General features: G+C 55.3%; 15 protein-coding genes and 2 pseudogenes. 6 read left to right on the plus strand and 11 right to left on the minus strand.

The genetic code is table 11. The features are described from left to right. Together ARTSIC4J27_RS04565 and ARTSIC4J27_RS23380 are read right to left on the minus strand one after the other, a co-directional pair. Positions 1–567, minus strand: a 567-nt coding sequence (locus ARTSIC4J27_RS04565) for a sugar nucleotidyltransferase (protein WP_152683776.1), incomplete at its 3' end; no start/stop codon positions are given. Further along, entirely contained in the window at positions 555–686 is a 132-nt protein-coding gene (locus ARTSIC4J27_RS23380; RefSeq protein ID WP_268794378.1) for a hypothetical protein, read from the minus strand. The genes ARTSIC4J27_RS04565 and ARTSIC4J27_RS23380, both read right to left, overlap by 13 nt. On the opposite strand from ARTSIC4J27_RS23380, the pseudogene rfbB reads away from it, so the two are divergent. Next, a pseudogene (gene rfbB / locus ARTSIC4J27_RS04570) lies at positions 630–1,654 on the plus strand (dTDP-glucose 4,6-dehydratase). The gene ARTSIC4J27_RS23380 and the pseudogene rfbB overlap by 57 nt on opposite strands. On the opposite strand, the gene ARTSIC4J27_RS04575 reads toward rfbB, so the two are convergent. The 5 genes from ARTSIC4J27_RS04575 to ARTSIC4J27_RS04595 all read right to left on the minus strand — a co-directional run bounded on the left by ARTSIC4J27_RS04575 (position 1,651) and on the right by ARTSIC4J27_RS04595 (position 8,298). Further along, positions 1,651–2,046 carry a VanZ family protein gene (locus tag ARTSIC4J27_RS04575; RefSeq protein ID WP_083435321.1) on the minus strand — a complete coding sequence of 132 codons (396 nt, stop codon included), beginning with the start codon at positions 2,044–2,046 and terminating at the stop codon, positions 1,651–1,653. The pseudogene rfbB and the gene ARTSIC4J27_RS04575 overlap by 4 nt on opposite strands. Before the next feature lie 329 nt (positions 2,047–2,375). Further along, entirely contained in the window at positions 2,376–2,963 is a 588-nt protein-coding gene (locus tag ARTSIC4J27_RS04580; RefSeq protein WP_050054046.1) for an LPXTG cell wall anchor domain-containing protein, read from the minus strand. A 181-nt stretch (positions 2,964–3,144) separates the two neighbouring features. Continuing rightward, positions 3,145–4,329: a DUF4012 domain-containing protein gene (locus ARTSIC4J27_RS23115; protein ID WP_268794377.1), complete on the minus strand. Its 1,185-nt coding sequence runs from the start codon at positions 4,327–4,329 to the stop codon at positions 3,145–3,147. A gap of 731 nt (positions 4,330–5,060) precedes the next feature. Beyond that, positions 5,061–6,515 (minus strand): sugar transferase, encoded by a 1,455-nt coding sequence (locus ARTSIC4J27_RS04590; RefSeq protein WP_083435310.1) that lies wholly within the window; start codon positions 6,513–6,515, stop codon positions 5,061–5,063. 319 nt (positions 6,516–6,834) lie between these two features. Then, on the minus strand, positions 6,835–8,298 hold the full coding sequence (locus ARTSIC4J27_RS04595; protein ID WP_152683777.1) for a polysaccharide biosynthesis tyrosine autokinase: 1,464 nt from the start codon (positions 8,296–8,298) through the stop codon (positions 6,835–6,837). 473 nt (positions 8,299–8,771) lie between these two features. Between ARTSIC4J27_RS04595 and ARTSIC4J27_RS04600 the strand changes: the two genes are divergently transcribed. From ARTSIC4J27_RS04600 to ARTSIC4J27_RS22045, 3 genes are read left to right on the plus strand one after another with little or no spacing between them, the layout of a single operon-like run. Next, the gene (locus ARTSIC4J27_RS04600) at positions 8,772–9,872 is read left to right on the plus strand and encodes a glycosyltransferase (RefSeq protein ID WP_050054047.1); all 1,101 of its coding nucleotides are present in this window, start codon (positions 8,772–8,774) and stop codon (positions 9,870–9,872) included. A 43-nt stretch (positions 9,873–9,915) separates the two neighbouring features. Then, positions 9,916–10,953: a glycosyltransferase family 4 protein gene (locus ARTSIC4J27_RS04605; RefSeq protein ID WP_050054048.1), complete on the plus strand. Its 1,038-nt coding sequence runs from the start codon at positions 9,916–9,918 to the stop codon at positions 10,951–10,953. Continuing rightward, a complete protein-coding gene (locus ARTSIC4J27_RS22045) occupies positions 10,953–11,918 on the plus strand; it encodes a glycosyltransferase (protein WP_161799537.1) in 966 nt (321 codons plus the stop codon). Before ARTSIC4J27_RS04605 ends, ARTSIC4J27_RS22045 begins: the two co-directional genes overlap by 1 nt. A gap of 888 nt (positions 11,919–12,806) precedes the next feature. On the opposite strand, the pseudogene ARTSIC4J27_RS23520 reads toward ARTSIC4J27_RS22045, so the two are convergent. The 4 genes and pseudogenes from ARTSIC4J27_RS23520 to ARTSIC4J27_RS04625 form a co-directional block, all read right to left on the minus strand. Further along, a pseudogene (locus ARTSIC4J27_RS23520) lies at positions 12,807–12,974 on the minus strand (transposase); the annotation flags it as partial. A 110-nt stretch (positions 12,975–13,084) separates the two neighbouring features. Beyond that, positions 13,085–13,285 (minus strand): hypothetical protein, encoded by a 201-nt coding sequence (locus ARTSIC4J27_RS04610; RefSeq protein WP_050054049.1) that lies wholly within the window; start codon positions 13,283–13,285, stop codon positions 13,085–13,087. Between the two features lie 518 nt (positions 13,286–13,803). After that, on the minus strand, positions 13,804–14,808 hold the full coding sequence (locus ARTSIC4J27_RS22055) for a GDP-mannose 4,6-dehydratase (RefSeq protein ID WP_083435313.1): 1,005 nt from the start codon (positions 14,806–14,808) through the stop codon (positions 13,804–13,806). Then, positions 14,783–15,766: a GDP-mannose 4,6-dehydratase gene (locus tag ARTSIC4J27_RS04625; RefSeq protein WP_050054052.1), complete on the minus strand. Its 984-nt coding sequence runs from the start codon at positions 15,764–15,766 to the stop codon at positions 14,783–14,785. Before ARTSIC4J27_RS04625 ends, ARTSIC4J27_RS22055 begins: the two co-directional genes overlap by 26 nt. 642 nt (positions 15,767–16,408) lie before the next feature. On the opposite strand from ARTSIC4J27_RS04625, the gene ARTSIC4J27_RS22060 reads away from it, so the two are divergent. Next, positions 16,409–17,728: a lipopolysaccharide biosynthesis protein gene (locus ARTSIC4J27_RS22060; RefSeq protein WP_083435314.1), complete on the plus strand. Its 1,320-nt coding sequence runs from the start codon at positions 16,409–16,411 to the stop codon at positions 17,726–17,728. A gap of 2 nt (positions 17,729–17,730) precedes the next feature. Continuing rightward, on the plus strand, positions 17,731–19,140 hold the full coding sequence (locus tag ARTSIC4J27_RS04630) for an O-antigen polymerase (protein WP_235436542.1): 1,410 nt from the start codon (positions 17,731–17,733) through the stop codon (positions 19,138–19,140). The last annotated feature ends 422 nt before the right edge of the window (positions 19,141–19,562 follow it).

Raw genomic sequence — 19,562 nt, forward strand, 5'->3', positions numbered from 1 at the left:
GGAGGGCTTCAATTCACGGGCAATTTGTACCACCTCATGGTCATAGAAGTATAGGCCCGGCACGGCGTAGTGGCTCTTCGGTTCGGTCGGTTTCTCTTCAAGGGAGATGGCTCGTCCGTTTTCATCAAATTCGACTACGCCATATGCAGATGGATCTGCGACCCGATACCCGAATACGGCTCCACCGCTGATGTTTTCGAAGCGGCGCAGCTGGGTGCCCATTCCCCGGCCGTAGAATATGTTGTCTCCCAGCACCAGTGCTACAGGTCCATTACCAATGTGACTTGCACCCAATATGAAGGCCTGAGCGAGTCCGTCGGGCGATGGTTGCTGCGTGTAGGTGAGGTTGATGCCAAACCTACTGCCATCCCCCAGCAGTCGCTTGAACTGATCGGCATCGTGGGGTGTCGTAATGATCAGAATATCCCGGATGCCAGCCAACATAAGCGTGGATAGCGGGTAGTAGATCATGGGTTTGTCGTAGACCGGCACCAACTGCTTGCTGATGCCTAGAGTAATTGGATGAAGACGTGAACCGGTTCCCCCGGCGAGGATTATTCCGCGCATTCCCACATTTTCGCTTGCGTTACGAATTCAGCCAAATCGTGCCAGCGTGAAACGATGGGCTGATGCAGAAACTCTTTGTCACCGGCGGCGCCGGCTTTATTGGTTCCAACTTCGTTCACTATGTCCTTGAGAACACGGGTGACCGTGTCACCGTCTTAGACAAGTTGACCTATGCCGGCAACGTCGGATCCCTCAAGGGCCTATCCGAAGACAGGTTCGCATTCGTCCAAGGCGATATCGCCGACGCAGGCCTTGTGGACGGCCTTGTAGCCGAGGCTGATGTTGTGGTTCATTATGCCGCGGAGTCGCACAACGACAACTCACTGCATGATCCCCGGCCGTTCCTGGACACAAACATCATTGGCACGTACACGCTGATTGAGGCGGCCAGGAAACACGGCAAGCGCTCCATCACATCTCTACTGACGAGGTCTACGGCGACCTCGAGCTCGATGACCCGGAGCGGTTCACTGAACAGACCCCGTACAACCCGTCGAGCCCGTACTCCTCGACCAAGGCCGGCTCGGACTTGCTGGTGCGTGCCTGGGTGCGGTCCTTTGGGCTCCAGGCCACCATCAGCAACTGCTCGAACAACTACGGTCCTTACCAGCACGTGGAGAAGTTCATTCCCCGCCAGATCACCAACGTGATCGACGGGATCCGCCCGAAGCTTTACGGTAAGGGCGAAAACGTGCGCGACTGGATTCATGCAAATGACCATTCGTCCGCGGTTCTGGCGATCATTGCCAAGGGCAAAATTGGTGAGACCTATCTGATTGGCGCGGACGGTGAGAAGAACAACAAAGACGTTGTTGAGCTGATCCTCAAGCACATGGGACAGGCCTCTGACGCCTATGATCACGTGGTGGATCGGCCAGGGCATGACCTGCGCTATGCCATTGACTCCAGCAGGCTCCGCACCGAGATCGGCTGGGAACCACAGTTCTCCAATTTTGACGCTGGCATCGAAGACACCATCGCATGGTACCGCGATAACAAGGACTGGTGGAGGCCGCAAAAAGCAGCCACGGAAGCTAAATACAAAGAACAGGGCCATTATGGCCTGGGGAAAGATCAGGGCGTTTAGGCCCGTTCTTGGGCGCGGCTGTCTTGAAGTTTCATCAGGGCGACAGAAGTAAGCATCGCACCAACGGCAGCTCCCGAGGCATTTGTGACGAGGTCTATAGGGCTTGCGAAGCGGTTTTGAAGAAACAGGAGCTGTCCCAGTTCCATACAGCAGGAAGTTAACAGTCCCCAGATACCAATTTGCCACCACCGTTGCTCGGGATAAGCGAGCGAACTCACCATGCCCGGAGGCACAAAAACGGCGACGTTGGCGGCAGCTTCGAAAAAGTTGTAGTTGAACCAGGACGGAATTCCGTGGCGGTGCAGGAATTGAAGGATGGTGGCTAGCTGGCCTTGAACAGCATGGTCGACGGGACTAGGCCAGAACGCGATCAAGGCCAGGGGCACCAGCATCAACGAGAGTACGATCCGCCAGAGCGTGCGGTTGCGAAGGTGCCTCACGTCGGCCTCAAACGGTATGTAGAAGGGTTATCGCTGCTATGCCTAGGTTAGCTGCCGGCAGCAATGTTAACAGGACGTGGCGAGTTACATGAAGACAGGGGAGCGATACGAAGAAATGGAGCGCTCTCCGTGTTCCTCGCCAATGTCCCCTTGTAGCCCTCATACCTACCATATCTGCCGAATTCCGTTGTTCAGCTTGTCGAAAAGTTAAATGCGAAAGGTGGGGGGTTCTCCATTCCTAGAGAACTCCCCACCTTCAGTTGCGCTCGTATGGCGGTGATCTATGCAGCTACCTCGGCCTTGGCGCGCCGGCGAACAACAACTACTGAAGTTGCGCCTGCAGCTAATGCGCCAGCCCCTACCAAGGTCCAGAGAACCAGGCCGGAGTCAGCGCCGGTATTGGCAAGACCGGAACCAGTGTTTGCCAAGGGAGCACCGCCGGCGTTACCGCCTGTGTTGGCCAGGGACACTGCCACGGTAACCGTTACGGGACCAACTGTGTTTCCAGAAAGATTGCCAGTCGCGGTCAGGCTGTATGTGCCTGCCTCGCTGAAAGAGATAGGAAGGGAGAAAGCGCCCTGCGCATTAGCTGTGGTGCTCAGGGTTTGGGGCGCCTGAAAGATGCTGACTTTCGTTGCGACTGACTGGGTCCCGGCTGCCGGCGCCGCTGCGTCGACCGGAGTTACGGTGATGGTAACCGGTTCGCCGGGAGCCATGCCTTGCCCACTGAAGATCAGCTGCTCACCAGGTGCAACTGTGGCGTCAGATACGGTAGCCGAAGGCTCCGGAGAAACGTATGCCTGTGCCGAAACGGCGCCGACCAATGTGATAGATCCTGCGAGTGCGAGTGCTGCGAGTGTTTTTTTCATGTGTCCCCCCGGAGACCTTTAAGTTTCGATGTACCCGATTATTGGGGAGTTTCCCCTCCGCACGAGACCTTGTGCAGAACTACGGATAATTATCCCAAAAAAGACGCTACCATCTTCTCTTCGGTGTGAGCAATCTCAATCAAGTCGGTTTACATAGTGTTAACCTGCTGCATGTGTCCCTTTAGCCGCAGACCATGCTTTTTGTCGGTAAAATCACATCATTGACAGGTTGGACGGTTGGTGTGACCACTAACTCGGGCTCGGTGTGTTGCACGATCTTGCCGAAGGTGAATTCAACTGTCTTAGTTTCCCCGGGTGCCAGTCGGAGGGTAAGGACGGCCACAGGGCGGTTGCTATGGAAGTACGGTGCAAAGTCTGTTCGCTCACCGTTAAGACTTGCAGTCTCCACATGCGCTTGGACGGGGCCATAGGCAATAACGTTAGTTTGGACGGAGCCAGCCGGCACGCCGAAGTTACCGGCACCCGTGACGTATGCCGGTAAGGACGTAGCCGCGTCCAGAGGGGCCGTGTTAGTGCTAGTAATCGATACGGTCGTCTGCCCATAGCCGTCTTGTTGGCATTCCTTTATCATGTGCACCGTGCGCTTGACGTAGTAGTCCATCTTGGCGCCAGTTCCGTCGTTAAAGTAAACGCCAAATTCAGCGGGAGAGACACTCGGTCCTACAACCGAGCCGCTCAAGGGATACTTAGCGATAATGGCCTGTTCCTCGGGCTTTGCCGACCAGACGAGGACTCGTCCTTCTGCCGTTCCGCGTTGCATTCCGTCAAGAAGAACCTTGGCGTCACCGTTTCCGTTAGAGAGCGCAGCGAAAATTTCTTTAGCCACGCCAGCGAAGTAAGCGTCCTGAAGCCCTGGCTCCTCGATCTTGGCGTAAACCTCCGACAACAAGGTAGCCACGACGTTCTTCCCGCTCAATTCTGTTGGCATAACCCCGTTCGTAAGACGGGCTAGCTCAGGACTGCTGATCTTGATTGGCCCCGTCCCGTCCAATACGTATCCCAGAGCCACGGGATCTAATGAGATGACCCCATCGAGTCGCTCGCCAGTCCTTTTCTCCCACATGGCTCGGGCGCTGGCGGCTGCAGTGGGAAAATCGGGCGTGAGGTTGACGTCTTGCATGTATTTGCCGAGTCGATCCGAGTAGATCGCTCTTTGTTCAGTAGGGACGGGCACACTAGGTGATATGACACCGACGTCGCCGGCGCTGCTTTGTGCCGACAGGGTCAATTTACCCTTATCGAGGTTCAGTACGGCGAGGGCGCCCGGGATGCCACCGGAGGCGCGGGCTTCGGCATTATTTTGAATCATCAGCAAGTAATTGCGCGACCCGTCTCCCCCCATCATGCTAGGCGCGACTTGAGACGTGTTGGCTGCAGTGTCCAAGGCTCCGGTGACGCTCGCTAGTTGCTCACGAGCTCGTTCTAAGGGTTCTGCTACCTGCCCCAATAGGCTGCTAGATTCAATGGAATCTAATCGTTCCGCCGATGCCCTAACTGCATGTGCTGCGGCTGAAATATGGGGTGCTGCCGTCCTTAAAGGTTCCAAGTTGGCCCCCGCACTGCTCGGCAGCAGAGCATCCCAATTGAGGGTATCTAGTACTTGCACAAGAGGCATAACGCCCAAGGTGGATACATCATCTGCGGAACGTGTTATTTCAGTTACAGCACTGAAGTTAGCCCCTACAGCCGGGATTGCTGATGCTAGTGTCCAGAGCGGGTCCTCAGCTGCTTCTCGTGCCGCTGCCGTGTGAAGTTGCAGCCGCTCTGCAGATTCCGCAGTTGCCTTGGCATCGTTGTCGCTGGCAGCTTGCATAAGTCGGGCAACTTCGTGGACGGCTGAGGTCAATTCGGACCGGATAGTCGATGCTCGTGTGCCAAGCCAGGCCAAACCTGCTGCCAACGAAAGCGCAGCAACTGCAGTCCATGTAACTCCGACCACAAATCGACGGCGCGGTCGTCTAGGAGTCTGCTTGGTCGGACCACCGTCAACTCTGCTAGTTCGCTTGGAGAAATATTCAGGCATATCTGTCATATTGTGGGCATTCCTCTAATTGGGGCAGGAAAGTGATGAAATCGTCAATACGCCCCCGAGTTGTGAAACACTGCGCGTGCAGTACGGAGGATGATGACAAGATCACTAGCCAACGACCAGTTTTCGACGTAGTAAAGATCTAGCCGTACAGAGTCCTGCCAAGAGAGATTGGAACGTCCGCTAACCTGCCATAGCCCGGTCAAGCCCGGCCTCACAAGCAAGCGACGACGCACCTCGTGCTCGTAAGCCGCGACTTCTTTCGGCAGCGGGGGGCGGGGTCCAACCAGACTCATCGATCCGCTGAGTATATTGAACAGTTGCGGAAGTTCGTCCAGGCTGTATGTCCGTAAAAACTTACCTACGCGAGTTATTCGTGGGTCGTTCTTTATCTTGAATAGAACACCAGCGCCTTCATTCAGGTTCGAGAGACTTTCAAGTCGGTCTTCAGCATCCGATACCATCGATCGAAATTTGAGCATGTGGAAATGCTGGCCTTCAATCCCCACTCGCTCCTGCTTAAAGAGCACCGGCCCGCTGCTATCAAGCTTGACCATCAGAGCGACGACTGCCATGAGGGGTGAGGTGACAAGGATCAGCAACCCAGAGACAACCACATCGAAGAGGCGCTTGGCCACACGCTGGCCTCCTTCAAGTGAAGGAGTTGTCACGTGGATGAGTGGGAGGCCAGCTACCGGCTGCGTGTGGATGCGAGGCCCTGCGATGTCAGTCAGGGCGGGCGCCATAATGAGCCCTACATTCTGCGCTGCAAGTTCCCACCCTAGGAGCCTCAGAGTTTGGGGATGCAGTTGAACACCGGCCGAGATAGCCACAGCGTCCGCTCTGGACGCCCGGATCGCTTCCATAATTGCATGCGTATCAGGGTCGCTTCCTAAGATAGGAAGCCCAGATTTGGGTTCAACCGGTGGTGGATTGGAAACTCCGGGAGTATAGGCTGCGACGGGAAGATAACCTGCTTCCTTAGACCGCTCAAGAGACGCGGCTAAATGCGAAACGGCACTCGGGCCGCCTAGAAGCAGCAGTCTTGACATGCTAGAACCGGCCATGCGAGCAACATGCAAGTGCTGCCGAAGCAACCACCGAGACAGAATTAGTCCGATAAGGCCAACGGGCAGAGCGAAGCCAACAAAACCGCGGGCTGTGTCTATTCTCAGAACGTAGGAAAAGATCGCTATGAGACCGAACAGCCACAAGGAAGCGGCTATCACTCTCTTGTACTCGTCGCTGCCGGCGCCGAGGATCCGACTCTGGCGACTGCTCCACGCCCCCAGCATCAACCACCACACCACAATTAAGCACAATGAAAACAGACGGTAATTAGCTTCGTTGCCTACAATCGTAAAGTCAGGTTCTAAGCCAAACCGCACGACATACGCGCCAACCACTGCCCAAACGATCACAAAGGCATCCACTGCTTTCAACCGGCGCGACGCCCGGAGACGCCAGTCTTCTACTTCCCCCAAAGACGCAGCACCTTTCATATCGAAAAATTTCCTGTAAGCCGTTTACTCATGCTGATCCAAGGCCCAAGCTCTTAGTGAGCCATCATGCCGTAAATCTGGGCTAGTGGGTGCCCGGCCTTGACGTTGGTCATTCCACAAGCTTGGTCACTCGAACCAAGACCAGTTGAAACAGACGGGCTCTTGCCAATAATCACTGGATTCCCCTTGTTCGCCCCCGGGCCAAGGCCAAGCTGATCGGATAGCAGGACTGGGAGAATCAAGGGTCGAGGGCACCCCCGAGGAACACCGCTAGTGAGATATTTCTGCAACCTGAAGCGCCCAGGCTACTGAATTGACCTCAGTTCTGAACTCTTCGCCGCGCTTCTGGGCTTTCACCGTGCAGAAGTGCATCAAATTCTGAGGGCATAGTTTTCGCTGCCCTCGCGGCGGAAACTTTCGGTTTCATTGGGACGGAATCGTAGTTGTAATAGGAATACGCATAGGAGTCTGGCCCCTTTGCCGGGAGCAAGTTGAGTACTGCGCCAAGGACGTTTGCCTCGATCATTTTCAGGGCGGCCATTGACTTCTGGAGATCCTGCGCGCTGACGCGCGACGCACCCACTACTACCACAACTCCACCCACCTGTTGAGCTAGCACTGCCGCGTCCGTCACGGGAAGAAGTGGCGGTGCATCAATGATGACGGCGTCGAATGCTTGTTCAAGGCGCCCTATTAGTGATGCCATCGCTGCGGACCCAAGTAGTTCGCTTGGGTTCGGTGGTATTTGTCCCGAAGTCAACACATAGAGACTCTGTTCGCCCCAAGGCTGTAGGAGATCGTTGACGTCGGCAGCTCCAATTAGAGCTGTCGTTAAGCCGACATTTCTATCCAAGCCCAAGTAGTCGTCGACGCGAGGTCTGCGAAGATCGGCGTCGATAAGCAGAACGGATTGTCCGGCCTCAGCCATTGCAATCGCAATGTTTGTCGCGGTTGTCGTCTTTCCTTCTCCCGGCAGTGACGACGTCACCAAGACTGCCTTCGATTCATGGCTCACATGTGCGAACTGCAGATTGGTTCTGATCTGCCGAAAGGACTCGGCCCTGGGGCTTTGGGTTGGAGCTTGTGTTAACAAGGGCTTCTTAGCGGCGTCAACGTCGTAGGAAATTCCACCAAGAATTGGTACCTCGGTCACCCGGCGTAGGTCCGCCTCGCCGCGCACTTTGGTGTCCATAGTAGAGCGCAGTACGGCTATCCCCACCCCGACGATAAGACCGCTTATAAGTCCAAAGGCTAGGTTCATCTGGGAGTTAGGGGCGGAAGGGGCAGACGGGGCGGTCGCGGGGGTAATCACGGAAAGCTTAACCGGCGACGGGCCGTTCTCAAGTGAACCCTCAAGCTTTTCGATGGCGCTGACGAGGCTGTCGCTCACGGCTTGCGCGATCGCCGCTGCTTGCACCGGCGAGGTATCGACTGCAGCTATGGAGATGATCACGGTGTTGAAGTCTGCGCTTGCTTCAATTTTGCCACTCAATTCCGCAGGCGTGATGTTGAGTCCAAGCTTCTCGATTGCTGGTTGCAGAACGACGGGGGTGCCAACTGTCTCAACGTAGGATTGCACCCGCGCCTGGCTGAATGTGTTTCCCTGTTGGAGTTCAGCAACGGAACCTGAGCTCTGAATAGCAACGAAGAGCTTTGTCTGAGCAGTGTACGTGGGCTTGAGTGCCAGAGACACAGCTCCAGCGACTATAAGGCCGAGGAGGGTGCACGCGACGATAGTTATCCAGTTGCGGCGCAGCACGCGCAAGTAGTCGCTAAGCTCCAAAATTGAGACCTTTCGTATTCTGTTTCTGGGCATCACAAGGAGCCCATTCTTGATTGTATCCCGCAATTGGCTTCCCCCTGACGCTCCGACGAGACGCAGCAACGGCAGATCCCTGCGCGCGTACCAATGCCGCAATAAGGCATCAGTTCTGCGCTTATCGCTTCCGTCCTGTAATAGTCCGCCCTCAGTTTGTTACTTCTGTGGCGCAGGTGCTACGGGCTGCGATCGGAAGATCTTCGTTGCCTGGGGGTCGCGGCAAGTGACCAGTGGTAGGGCCGCCGAGACTTCACCAGCACGGACTATAGTGTGCAAGACGAGTCTTGTGCACTAAGCATCAAGTAACTCTCCGGCGGCGTGCATGCGGTAGTCCTTGCCCCTGGCTCGATAGGCCACGGAAGGCTGGTTCTGACAGCCTTGATACACGATGGCAAAATCAATTATTGAGACCTTAGAAATGAAGGAGTACTCGGGCTGTGGCGCGATCAGTGGCAATAGTGGGAACTCGTGGTTATCCGAGCTATTACGGCGGATTTGAAACGGCTGTACGTCGCTTAGCGCCACACTTGATTGATGCGGGATGGGCGACAACGGTCTACGGGCGGCCTGGGGGAGCTCGCTTAGATGATCCGCTCTGCGATCCGAGAGTCAAATCAGTTGTTACAAAAGGAATCGAAACCAAATCGCTAAGCACCTTATCCTTTGGCCTGACCTCGGCCCTTCATGCTATTTGGACAAAACCGGAAGTAGCTCTCGTGATGAACGTCGCGAACGGATTTTGGTTGCCTCTATTCCGCATGCGCGGTATTCCGACAGTCGTTAATGTCGATGGTATGGAGTGGGAGCGAGCCAAGTGGGGCAGAATCGCTCGCCAGGTCTTCAAGGCCGGAGCGTTGATGACAGCCAGGTTTGCTACCACAATCGTGGCAGACTCCCGCGAAATTCAGCGTCGCTGGAAAGAAGAGTTTGGACGCGACGGGGTTTTTATTCCCTATGGGGGCGATGTTTCGTCCGTGCTCGGGGTAGAAAATGGACTAACACATCGCGGTTATATTCTTCTGGTCGCTAGGTTCGTTGCCGAAAACTCAATACAAGAATTCTTCGACGCGGTACGGCTTATACCGTCGAACTACCAAATTGTTATGGTTGGTTCTTCTGGATACGGTGGACATTTTGACACGGTCGCAGCCGAACTCGCAGATGCGCATGCCAATGTTTCGTGGCTTGGCCACATAAACGATCATGAACGGCTCCTATCTCTCTGGCAGCACGCAGGCGCGTATTTTCATGGGCACAGCGTTGGGGGTACGAATCCTGCACTGGTGCAGGCCATGGCATGCGGCACGCCAGTAGTCGCGCGTGACACTGTTTATAATCGGGAAGTGTTGGCAGATGCGGGAACGTTTACAGGCGTCGATCCCGACCGGATTGCCGCAACGCTGACCCAGATGATGGAAAGTCCTGAGCTTCAAGAACGGCAGAGTCAGGCGGGCATAAGGCGATTCGAGGCGGAATATACCTGGGAGTCTGTGTGCGATAAGTATGTAAAGGAGCTGGAAGTTGCGAGTTCTCTTTGATGCGCACTGGTGGATCGACGGGCCTCCGTCCAACAAGGAGGTCATGCGCAGAGTAATTGAGACTTGGGCGCGACTATTCCCGGAGGACGAGCTGATTGTCGCCTTACGGCGCCAAGATGTGGACGTAGCAGGTAGTCAGATACCTGCGAAAGCAAGAGTAGCCAAGACTTACCTGTCGCTTCAAGGATTGAGTGCCATCCTGGAGTTGCCAGTCCTGGCGCTAAAGCACAAAGTGGACGTCACCATTAGCCACAATTTCACGCCCCTTTTTGGTCCCTCTGCCGTTTTCATACAGGACTTTATGTTCTTGAGCAATCCGGAGTGGTTCACAAGAAAAGAGCGTGCCTATTTCAGCCTCATGCGGTACAGCATGCTTAGCGCGGGTGTGGTCTTCTCTTCCTCGCAGACCGAGGGTAAACGCATTGCGAAGTACGCAATTCGAAAAATTAGTCCTGTTCCCATTGGGCTCGCCGGCAATGCCGAACTTCTACAGGCGCTACCGAAACGCCCGGAAGGAATTGGAGTCGTTGACGGTTTCCTCTTGTCTGTTGGACGCCTCAATGTCAGGAAGAACTTAGAGACCATACTCATTGCTGCGTCAACATCGGGAAAAATATCAGAGCGATTCCCGCTTGTGATAGTAGGTGAGCCGTCGGGAAAAACCGCGGACCTGCCAAAGCGGGTCGCTGATGATGTCGCAAATGGGTCAATAATATTTCTCGGGTTTACCCCGGAAGATGAGCTTGCCTGGCTATACGCCAATACGAATCTTTTCATATTCCTATCGTTGGATGAGGGTTTTGGAATGCCGTCTCTCGAAGCCGCAGCATTCGGTGCCGAACTGCTAGTAAGTGACTTAGAAGTTTTTCGAGAGATACTAGGGGACTCGGCATCGTACGTGGATCCTCTCAACGCGGATGCCGTTTCAGACGCGATTCGCTTGTTAGCACTCCCTAATCGAGAAAAGGGTGCTTTGAGCAGTGAATTGTCAAATCGGTACTCATGGAGGAGCTGCGTGGAGAGAATGAGGGCCGAGGTCGACAATTATGTTGTGGGTCAAAACGCGAGGAGCTTGAGTTGATGATTTCCGTAGTCATCGTAACCTACAATAGTGCACACGTTATAGGTGACTGCCTCAGGGCCCTAGTACCGGCAGCGGAGCTGGAAATCATAGTAGTGGATAACGCTTCTAGGGATGAAACTCTCGACATTGTCAGGGCTGAGTTTCCGGCGGTTATTATCATTAGAAATCGGGAGAATCGCGGGTTTGCTAAGGCCGTCAACTTAGGAGCTGAGTCGGCTTCTGGCGACGTGATACTTCTCTTAAACCCTGACGCTACTATCGCATACGAAAACGTGCTGTCTTTGTCTGCTAGTCTTCTGGCGGATACGGGACTGGCGGTAATCGCTCCGGTCCTCTCGGATGGAGCAGGAGAGTTTCGTACCGTGTCAGCAGGCATGGCTCCAACGCTCCGAAACATGCTCAACCATTCAGCTGGCCTCTCCCGTTTCGGAGGAGTTATTCCACTGTTCCGGGGGCACTACCTTCTTTCTAAAGATCTCCGTGCCGAGTCCGTGGACGTTGATTGGGTCAGCGGTGGATGTCTGATGGTTAAACGGGACGACTGGGAGGCTGTTAACGGACTTACCGAGCGATGGTTTATGTATGCAGAGGACATAGAATTCTGTATGCGCATACGGGAGCGAGGTCGTCGCATACGGATCCAACCGAACTTACTTGCGTCCCACTCAATTGGTGGTAGTTCAAGTAACGTTGACGGACGGGTGAACACCCTCTGGATAGAGAACCTGTTTGACCTCTACTGTTGGCGCCTTTCACGATCAAGATTTGACCGCGAGCTTTGGAGGCTTGTGGTATCCGGGGGCTTCTTTGCGAGGGCAGCCTTCTATAAGTTGCGGTCTTTGCGTCACGGAAGAACGCTACGGGAATCCACTCCAGAGAGTGCGAAATATTTCAAATTTGCATACGCTCTCCTGCGGTCGAAAGCGGCTACTGAGACTGTGGGATCGAGCTCCCCGCGATGATTCATACCGGAAGCTGTAGGCCTGAAATTCACTGAGCGCCGATGCAGGTGCCTGCTGCGGACTCCCTCCATTGTTTGGGCTGGCTGTCGGGGATCTGTTGGTCGTGTTGGGTCGGGTACGCCAAGCGCAAGGGGGCCCTTCGAAATTGAGGGTGCGACATGTTCTGTGTCTTGAAAGCTGAAGGGCTCGTAGCGCTGTGGTGGTGGAAGTTCTATACAAATTCATCAAGTCAGGAGCTACGAGCCTGGATCGAGCATGCTTCTCTGCTCCCCGATGCTGCTACCGCGATTTTCAACCTGCGCGACTAGCGCGTCACGATACTGAAGTCATCGCCTTCGGGCAGCACCAAGTCAATGTCGAAGCATCGCCGAGGCCGGCTGCGAATCGTGGGCTCTCCGTGAGATCACGGGCTCTACCCGGTTCATGGGGAAGCAATTCCCCATGAGTGTCAGGCCGCCGTCCGGGCGGCACTTCTCATGAGCATAGCCGATTTGTAGTTGGCACGGTTCCGATTTTGACTCCGGTGCTGTTTGCTTCGACTTTGCCGGTTGTGGTGCCGGTGACGATGAGGGCCTTCGATCTCGTTCCACCATATGAGGACGGTGCGGTGAGCTTGTTGTTTCCGGTCGTCCTACCCTTTCGGCCAGGGCTTTGAGTTCCTCCTTCCCTTCGGGAGCGCCGGTCGGTGAGCTTGTGCGGAGCAGTTGCCGCAGTAGTTCCTTGACCTTCCGTACGGCTTGCAGCTTGCCGGTAACGTCGCCAGCTGTGAAGATGCCGGCTAGGCGGTGGCGTCGTCCGTGAGGGTGGCACTGGCGCGTAGGAGGAGCAGCCGGTGCACGCTCAGACCTCGTCGATTCCCCGTCCCCGCCGGCCCTTGACCTGCTGGGACTAGTTCTGCCGGGCCTCGCTCACTGTCTGGTTCGCCAGCGAAACCGGATGGAAGTGGTCAGCGGCCACGGCTGTGCGGAGGAGCCATACCCGCAGCGCCTTTCGGCACGCTGCGGACGGGTCGATCGCCACGACTTGGACGCCCAGTCGACAGGCCAAAGGCGGGGCGAAGAGCCAGTCCCCAACACCCTTGTGGTCTCGGCCGTCTGCAACTCCCGGGACTTTGCGGGGCCGAGGTCACCAATGGTGGTCATCCACCGCTCATGGATGACCCACGATCAGGACTGGGCGTCACCGAAATACGGCACCGATCGGAAGCGATGCTCGTCAAATGCGCAGCATCCCCGGCCGAGGCCATCGGCGCCGGGGAGTGTGAGGAGACAGGCTTTGGTCAGCGCTGCCCGGACCATCCACCAGGACACGGCGAAGGCGGCCGCGGTCTCGAACGTGGCACGGCCGGAATTGATGACCGCGTCCACGACTTGGTCCCGGAGCCGGACCGTGGATCCCGGAGCCGGTCCGTGGAGCGGGCTTGGCTCCGGGACTAGGGCGGCGGATTCAAAAATTCGACAGCCGCGCGCACACGGAGTCCTCGCAGAGCCAGCGGTAGTTGGACCAGAGGAGTTCCACGTGACCCGCGACAGGAATGTCCTGGATCCGCTGGAAGCGGCCTTCTTTCCGCCGTGTTGCCAGGACACCGTAGCTCGCGCAGCTGGGCGGTCGGTCAGTGTCAATCACGATCCGGCGACTGCAATCAGAAAGGACGGTCACGGAAATCACAGGGTGACTGGGCAGGTTGAAGATGCTGGTAGCAGGCTCTGTCAAGGCTCGTGGCTCTGTTTCTGGTTTGACTGCTTAGACCCACCATTTCAGCAGGGCCACACGGGCCCTTTTGTCATCTACGACACGAACTCATTTACCCAGTAACGACGAAGAGGCCGATCAACGCGCTGGAATCACTCAGCGCGCCGGTGGACAAGCAAACGAGAATTCTGGTCTACAGCAGCCCGGCTTTCCTGCCTTCGATCTCAAGGTCGTTAGCCACCATGCGTGCAACTATTTCTTCGAAACCCATGGTCGGCTCCCATCCCAACTCCTTGCGCGCTTTAGATGAATCACCGCGCAATTCAGCGGCGTCAACGGGTCGAACAAAGCGAGAGTCAACGGCCGTGTACTTTTCCCACTCGTGCAGCCCTGCAGCCTCGAAGGCACAGGAAACAAACTCAGCGACGGTATGTGATACACCAGTCGCTATCACGAAGTCGTCCGGCAACTCATGTTCGGCCATCAAGACCAAGGCCTCTACATAGTCAGGAGCCCAACCCCAGTCTCGCTTGGCATCGAGGTTTCCCAATAGCAGCTGGGAGTCTATACCGAGAGCGATTCGGGCCACCTGGGAGGTGATCTTTCGAGTAACGAAGGACTGCGGACGCCGGGGAGATTCATGGTTATAAAGGATCGCCGAGGACGCAAAAACACCGCGCCTCCTATAGACCCCGACCATATGGTGAGCTAGGGCCTTCGACGCACCATATGGGGAGATAGGGCAAATGCTGGTTCTTTCAGTTTGAGGAACCTCAGCAGTCCCGCCAAAAAGTTCAGCGCTAGAGGCCTGAATGAATTTGACGGGAGTTCCGGAAATATCCTGAATCCGGGATACAACTTCTAAAAGACCAGTTGTGGCAACTGCATTTGTTGAAAGAACGTCAACAGGGCATTCCCAAGACTTAGCAACCGAGCTCACGCCTGCAAGGTTAAAAAGCGCGTCGGGTTGAACATCCAGGAGGATGTCGGCCATCCGGCGTTGATCAGAAACATCGCTTTCATGTAGCCTCACGGACTGCGGAACACTGATCGGCCCAGGAGTGGATTGCGGCTTTACCAAGGCATGTACGATCCAGCCCTTTTGAAGCAGTCGGTCTACAAGGTAACTTCCGTCCTGCCCCGACGCCCCGGTGATGAATGCCGTTGGCATATCAGCGGACCATCGACGATTGCTCATTCAGATCGTTTTCCACCATCATGCGAACAAGGTCAGAAAACGCTACTTTTGGCTTCCACCCAAGGACCGCTCTTGCTTTGGCGGGATCACCTATTAGCAGGTCCACCTCAGCCGGTCGCATGTACTTCGCATCCTGCTTAACATAGGGAGTCCAATCCTCGATTCCGACGGCTTGGAATGCTGCGTCCAGCAATTCTCGGATGGAGTGCGTCTCACCGGTGGAGATAACGTAGTCGTCGGCTAGAGGCTGCTGCAGCATTAGCCACATGGCCTCGACATAGTCACCAGCGAATCCCCAGTCCCGTTTTGCATCCAAGTTGCCCAGAATGACCTCATCCTGGAGTCCCAATTTGATGCGAGCCACCGCCTGCGAGACTTTTCTAGTAACAAACTCAGGCCCGCGCCGCGGCGATTCGTGATTGAATAAAATACCACTCGAGGCATGCATGCCATACGACTCGCGATAATTGATGGTCATGTAGTGGCCGAAAACTTTAGCGACGCCGTAAGGGGAGCGAGGCCAGAGAAGCGTTGACTCAGTCTGGGGCACCTCTTGTACTTTACCAAACATTTCAGACGATGATGCTTGGTAGAAGCGAACCCTGCCAGGATCATCGCCGGCATAAAGGCGCGTGGCCTCAAGCATATTGAGGACTCCCTTACCGGTTATGTCACTCGTCAGAGATGCATTCTCCCAGGAATATGCAACGTAAGAAATAGCACCGAGGTTGTAGACCTCGTCCGGTTGAGACGCATTTAATACCCGGGTTAGACCAGCGACATCAGATAGGTCACCCGCTAAAAGGCGAGCCTCAGGAATAGTCCTGCGGACCAAGTCCAGCTTCGGATTGTTCTGCCCACGAATGAGCCCGAAGACCTCATAACCCTTGGAGATCAAGAGTTCTGCCAAATACAGACCATCTTGCCCCGTGATACCTGTGATAAGCGCTCTAGGCATTCTTCCCCCTAATATATTGGCTTCGAAACTCACATCCCGGCCACGCTGGGAGTCAGTAGTGTTAGGCAGGCCACTCAGACGCTCTTTGGAGCAGCAACGGTACCTAAAGAACAGGTGAGTCGGTTCCAGGGAATAGGCCCGAAAAATCGACCGCCGCACCGCCAGCGACATCCGCCTCTACGAGATTCTAACTGCCAAGACCTTGCTGAAGGGAATCCAAACTCAAGGTTGCGAGGTTGTATAGGAGAGCCTCGGAGACGCTGGTGAGGTTCCGAGTGCTACTGACACGGCAAGGCGGCCGGAAGGCCCTTGAACAAGAAGACATTAGGCTCAGGTCTGGACTGCAGACGTGGAAGGCACACCCGCTGTGCCCGTTACCCCTCCACGCCATGAAGTAGCCGCAATTCGGGTTTAGGAAGCCTCAGGCCCCGACTTTCGTGGCGCCCCATTACCTTCATCGCGTTCCGGGCCGTGCCCTAAGGGTGTCTTCGTGAACAACCCACGCTGGAAGCGCTAGACTCACTAGGGCGGCTATCGTTACTCCTCCGCTTGAAACTTGCTCAAAAATGTCGAATGGGCGGGAATGCAGCCGAAATTTCGACGTTCACTTCGTGATGCCTGTCAGTATGCGGTCATCCACCAATGACAAAGAACGACAAAACGACATTGAACCTTGCGGAGAAGTTGGTCCCTAACAGCCCGTCGTCGATAATGGTCGGGAGAATCGTCAGCAGCGCCTTGAGTCTGATTAACGCGCCGCTTATTGCGCGCGCCTTAGGCCCGGACGGCCGGGGAGAGACGGCAGCGGCAGTTGCAACTTTTTTCTTGGTGCCAATCGTCCTGAGTGTTGGGCTTCCCTTGGAGGTTCGCCGACTAGCAGCCAAGGGAGATGCGGCATCTGCTTGGCGCGCGGCTAGATTTGTGGCCCTTATGGCAGTCCCATTGGCTTTAGCTCTCAGCTTTCCGCTCAGTGTTCTATTCTTCGGCTCATTGGCTGGCGTCGAGCGTCTGATAGTGATTGTCGGAATTGCGATGGGACCGCTCATGATCGCGTGGATGTGTGACGAAGGGGTTCTCCTTGCGAGGGAGAACTTCAGGTCCGTGGCCATACTGCAATTGACGCAACCTGTTGTCAACACTGGCGCCGTGGTTCTAGGAGCCAGTCTGGGGCTACTGTCTGTTGCTTGGGTTTTAGTGTCATATCTGGCAGGCCTTACGTTGACGACCGTAGTCGGAAATGCGCTCGTGCGCATCTCGTGGTCAGGTCCTCGGTACTCGATCCGCAGGCTGCTAAGGGGTAGCCTCTCGTTCGCCGGCAGTTCCGTTTCGGAGGCCATGGCAAATCGCATAGACCAAGTCATAGTTCTGCCTTTGATAGGGGCATTCCAATCAGGGCTTTACGCGGTTGCCGTTACCATTGGGACCATACCAATTGGTCTTGCGCATGCTTTGGGCGCAAGCGAATTCAGAAAAATTGCACGAAGCGAACCATGCGAACGTAACCGGGCCCAACAAGAGGCAGTACGGTCAGCCGTGGCCGTGGGTGGCGTCTTTTGCTTAGTACTCGCCTTAGGTACTCCACTCGCAGTTGGTATACTCTTCGGCGACAAATTCTCCGAATCCGTTGCATCAGTTTGGATACTTTTATTTGGCAGCATCTTCATGATTGGGAGTTACGTCGCATCCACGGCCCTGGTGGCAGGGAACGCGGGCATACGCATGACCTCCGCGCAGACCGCAGGCGCCGGAGTGGGTGTGGTTGCACTCTTAATATTAGGCCCTCCACTTGGTGCATCCGGTGCGGCGGCAGCTGCCTCAGTCGGGTACGCCACCACCTTCATCTTATTGATTGTCTCCATTGGTGGCCCGTTCACTAGATTCATTCCGTATCCCGCAGATGGCGTACGGGCGGCCAGAGTTTTGTTTGGCAAAAAAATCGCCGATGATAAGGATCTGAATTGAATGTGGATTCCCGCGCCCGCAACTTAGGTTCCCCCACGGAAGCAAATAGTACAGGTCGAAAGCTATCCCTACGCACGCTATTTATCGTAGTGTCGATTCCACTCCTAATGTTTGGAATATTCGGTAGCCTGCCGATGGCTTTCGTCACAGCCTTTGGGTTGATCTGGATCTACTTCGCCGTTCTCATTGAACCTGTTGCATCTAAAGGTCTAAGCGCGGCCCGACTATATGTGCCAATATTCATCATCTATAATGGAATTGCCCTGACCGCCCCAGGCCTACGGCACGGTACTGACATACTATTGATGACGCTGCTTTCGGCCGTTGGCTTCTTGTCCGGTTGGCTAATCGGCCTCCCGAGGCGCTCGAAAATCTGCCCCGCTGGGATTGATGGAACCCGCAGGAATGATACCGTTTTCCGGCGCCCCGTAGTGCTTCTTGCGACATTTGTCACGATTGCTGTCTACGGAGTTTTTCTTGTCAGGGCCGGAACCCTGCCGATCTTTACTGCAAACCCCAATGTGGCACGAGTGGACTTTCTGCCTAACGGATATGTGTCCACCGTTGTCGTCATCGGCCTACATATAATGATTGCCTGCGGTCTTGTAGAAGCTTTTCTTTTACGGTCTAGGCGCGCTAAACTAGTGCCACTCGCACTACTCGTCGTCGGTTCCGCTATGGCTTTTGCAATGGGAAATCGTGGGGTTGCGATCAATCCGATAGTCTTCGCGACTCTTTTCGTACTCTGGCAGAAGAATTTCAGCCTCCGAAAACTAATACCAATTGGTCTTATTGCCGTCTTAGCCCTGAGTATTGCTGGATACTTTAGGAATTTGTCGTCTTGGGGACAGACCTATGTTAGCGACCTCGAAATGCAAGGCTTCTCAGGTGCCGGGGTTTGGTTAGCTCCGGTGATGAACTACGTCTTTGGCACTGCTCAAACATTTGATACCACAATCACCTTTTTTCCTGCTACTATCCCTTTCCAATCGGGCGCTCAGTTCTTCTCACCCTTCCTTCTCGAACAAAGTGCCGACCTTTATCTAAAGCAGGTCTTTGGACTCCGGTTCGACGGCGGTGGACTTGCACTCGGTTCGGTGAACGCTTTCTACCTCGACTGGGGATTCCTAGGGACTTTTCTCGGCCCGGTCATATATGGTTTTGTAGCGGCATGTATTTACCGACGTGCCCTGCTAAGTGCCGATATGAAATGGTCTTTTTTGTATTGCTTCATTTTGATGCAATTGATCTTTAGCGTTTATGGTCATCCTTTCGCATACCTGACCTACTTCATCGAACCGTTTCTTTTCTTTTGGCTGATAGTGCCTGTCCAGGCTTCTCCAGCGAGTGCTTTGGCGTCGACCAAGTTCCATCCGGCGCGGGGTATGCCGTCGATGCGGGGGGGGCGGTAGCCTGCGACGTCCGATTTTCTTGACCGCAGTTTTGTTGGCCTCGACCTTGCAAGTATCGAAAGACGCTCCTTCTCATTCCACGTGGTGAAGTTGTAGAACCAGTTCGTCTTTGGCCCTGGGGCGGCCATGACCATTTTCCCGGGTTTCCCTTTCGCGTCAGCGGCGTCGTTCAGGGAGCCAGTACACAGTAGTGTTCTTAGCTGCCTCCCTGTCTTCCAGGCTGGCCAAGGCCGCGTCACCAACTGGTCCCGGAGCCCCTCCTGGTACAACGGGCACGGCGTGGGACCTCCGGAATGGATCAGAAGAACGACATGCGTCGCCGGCCCTCCGCATTACCATCGGTGTTGGACAAGGGCGCGTCCACCGGGCCGGCGGACAGGAATATCGAGGAGGTGTCCGCGTTCCTTCCGCCCAGAAGCGCT

It is taken from the genome of Pseudarthrobacter siccitolerans (assembly GCF_001046895.1).
Taxonomy (GTDB): Bacteria; Actinomycetota; Actinomycetes; order Actinomycetales; family Micrococcaceae; genus Arthrobacter; species Arthrobacter siccitolerans.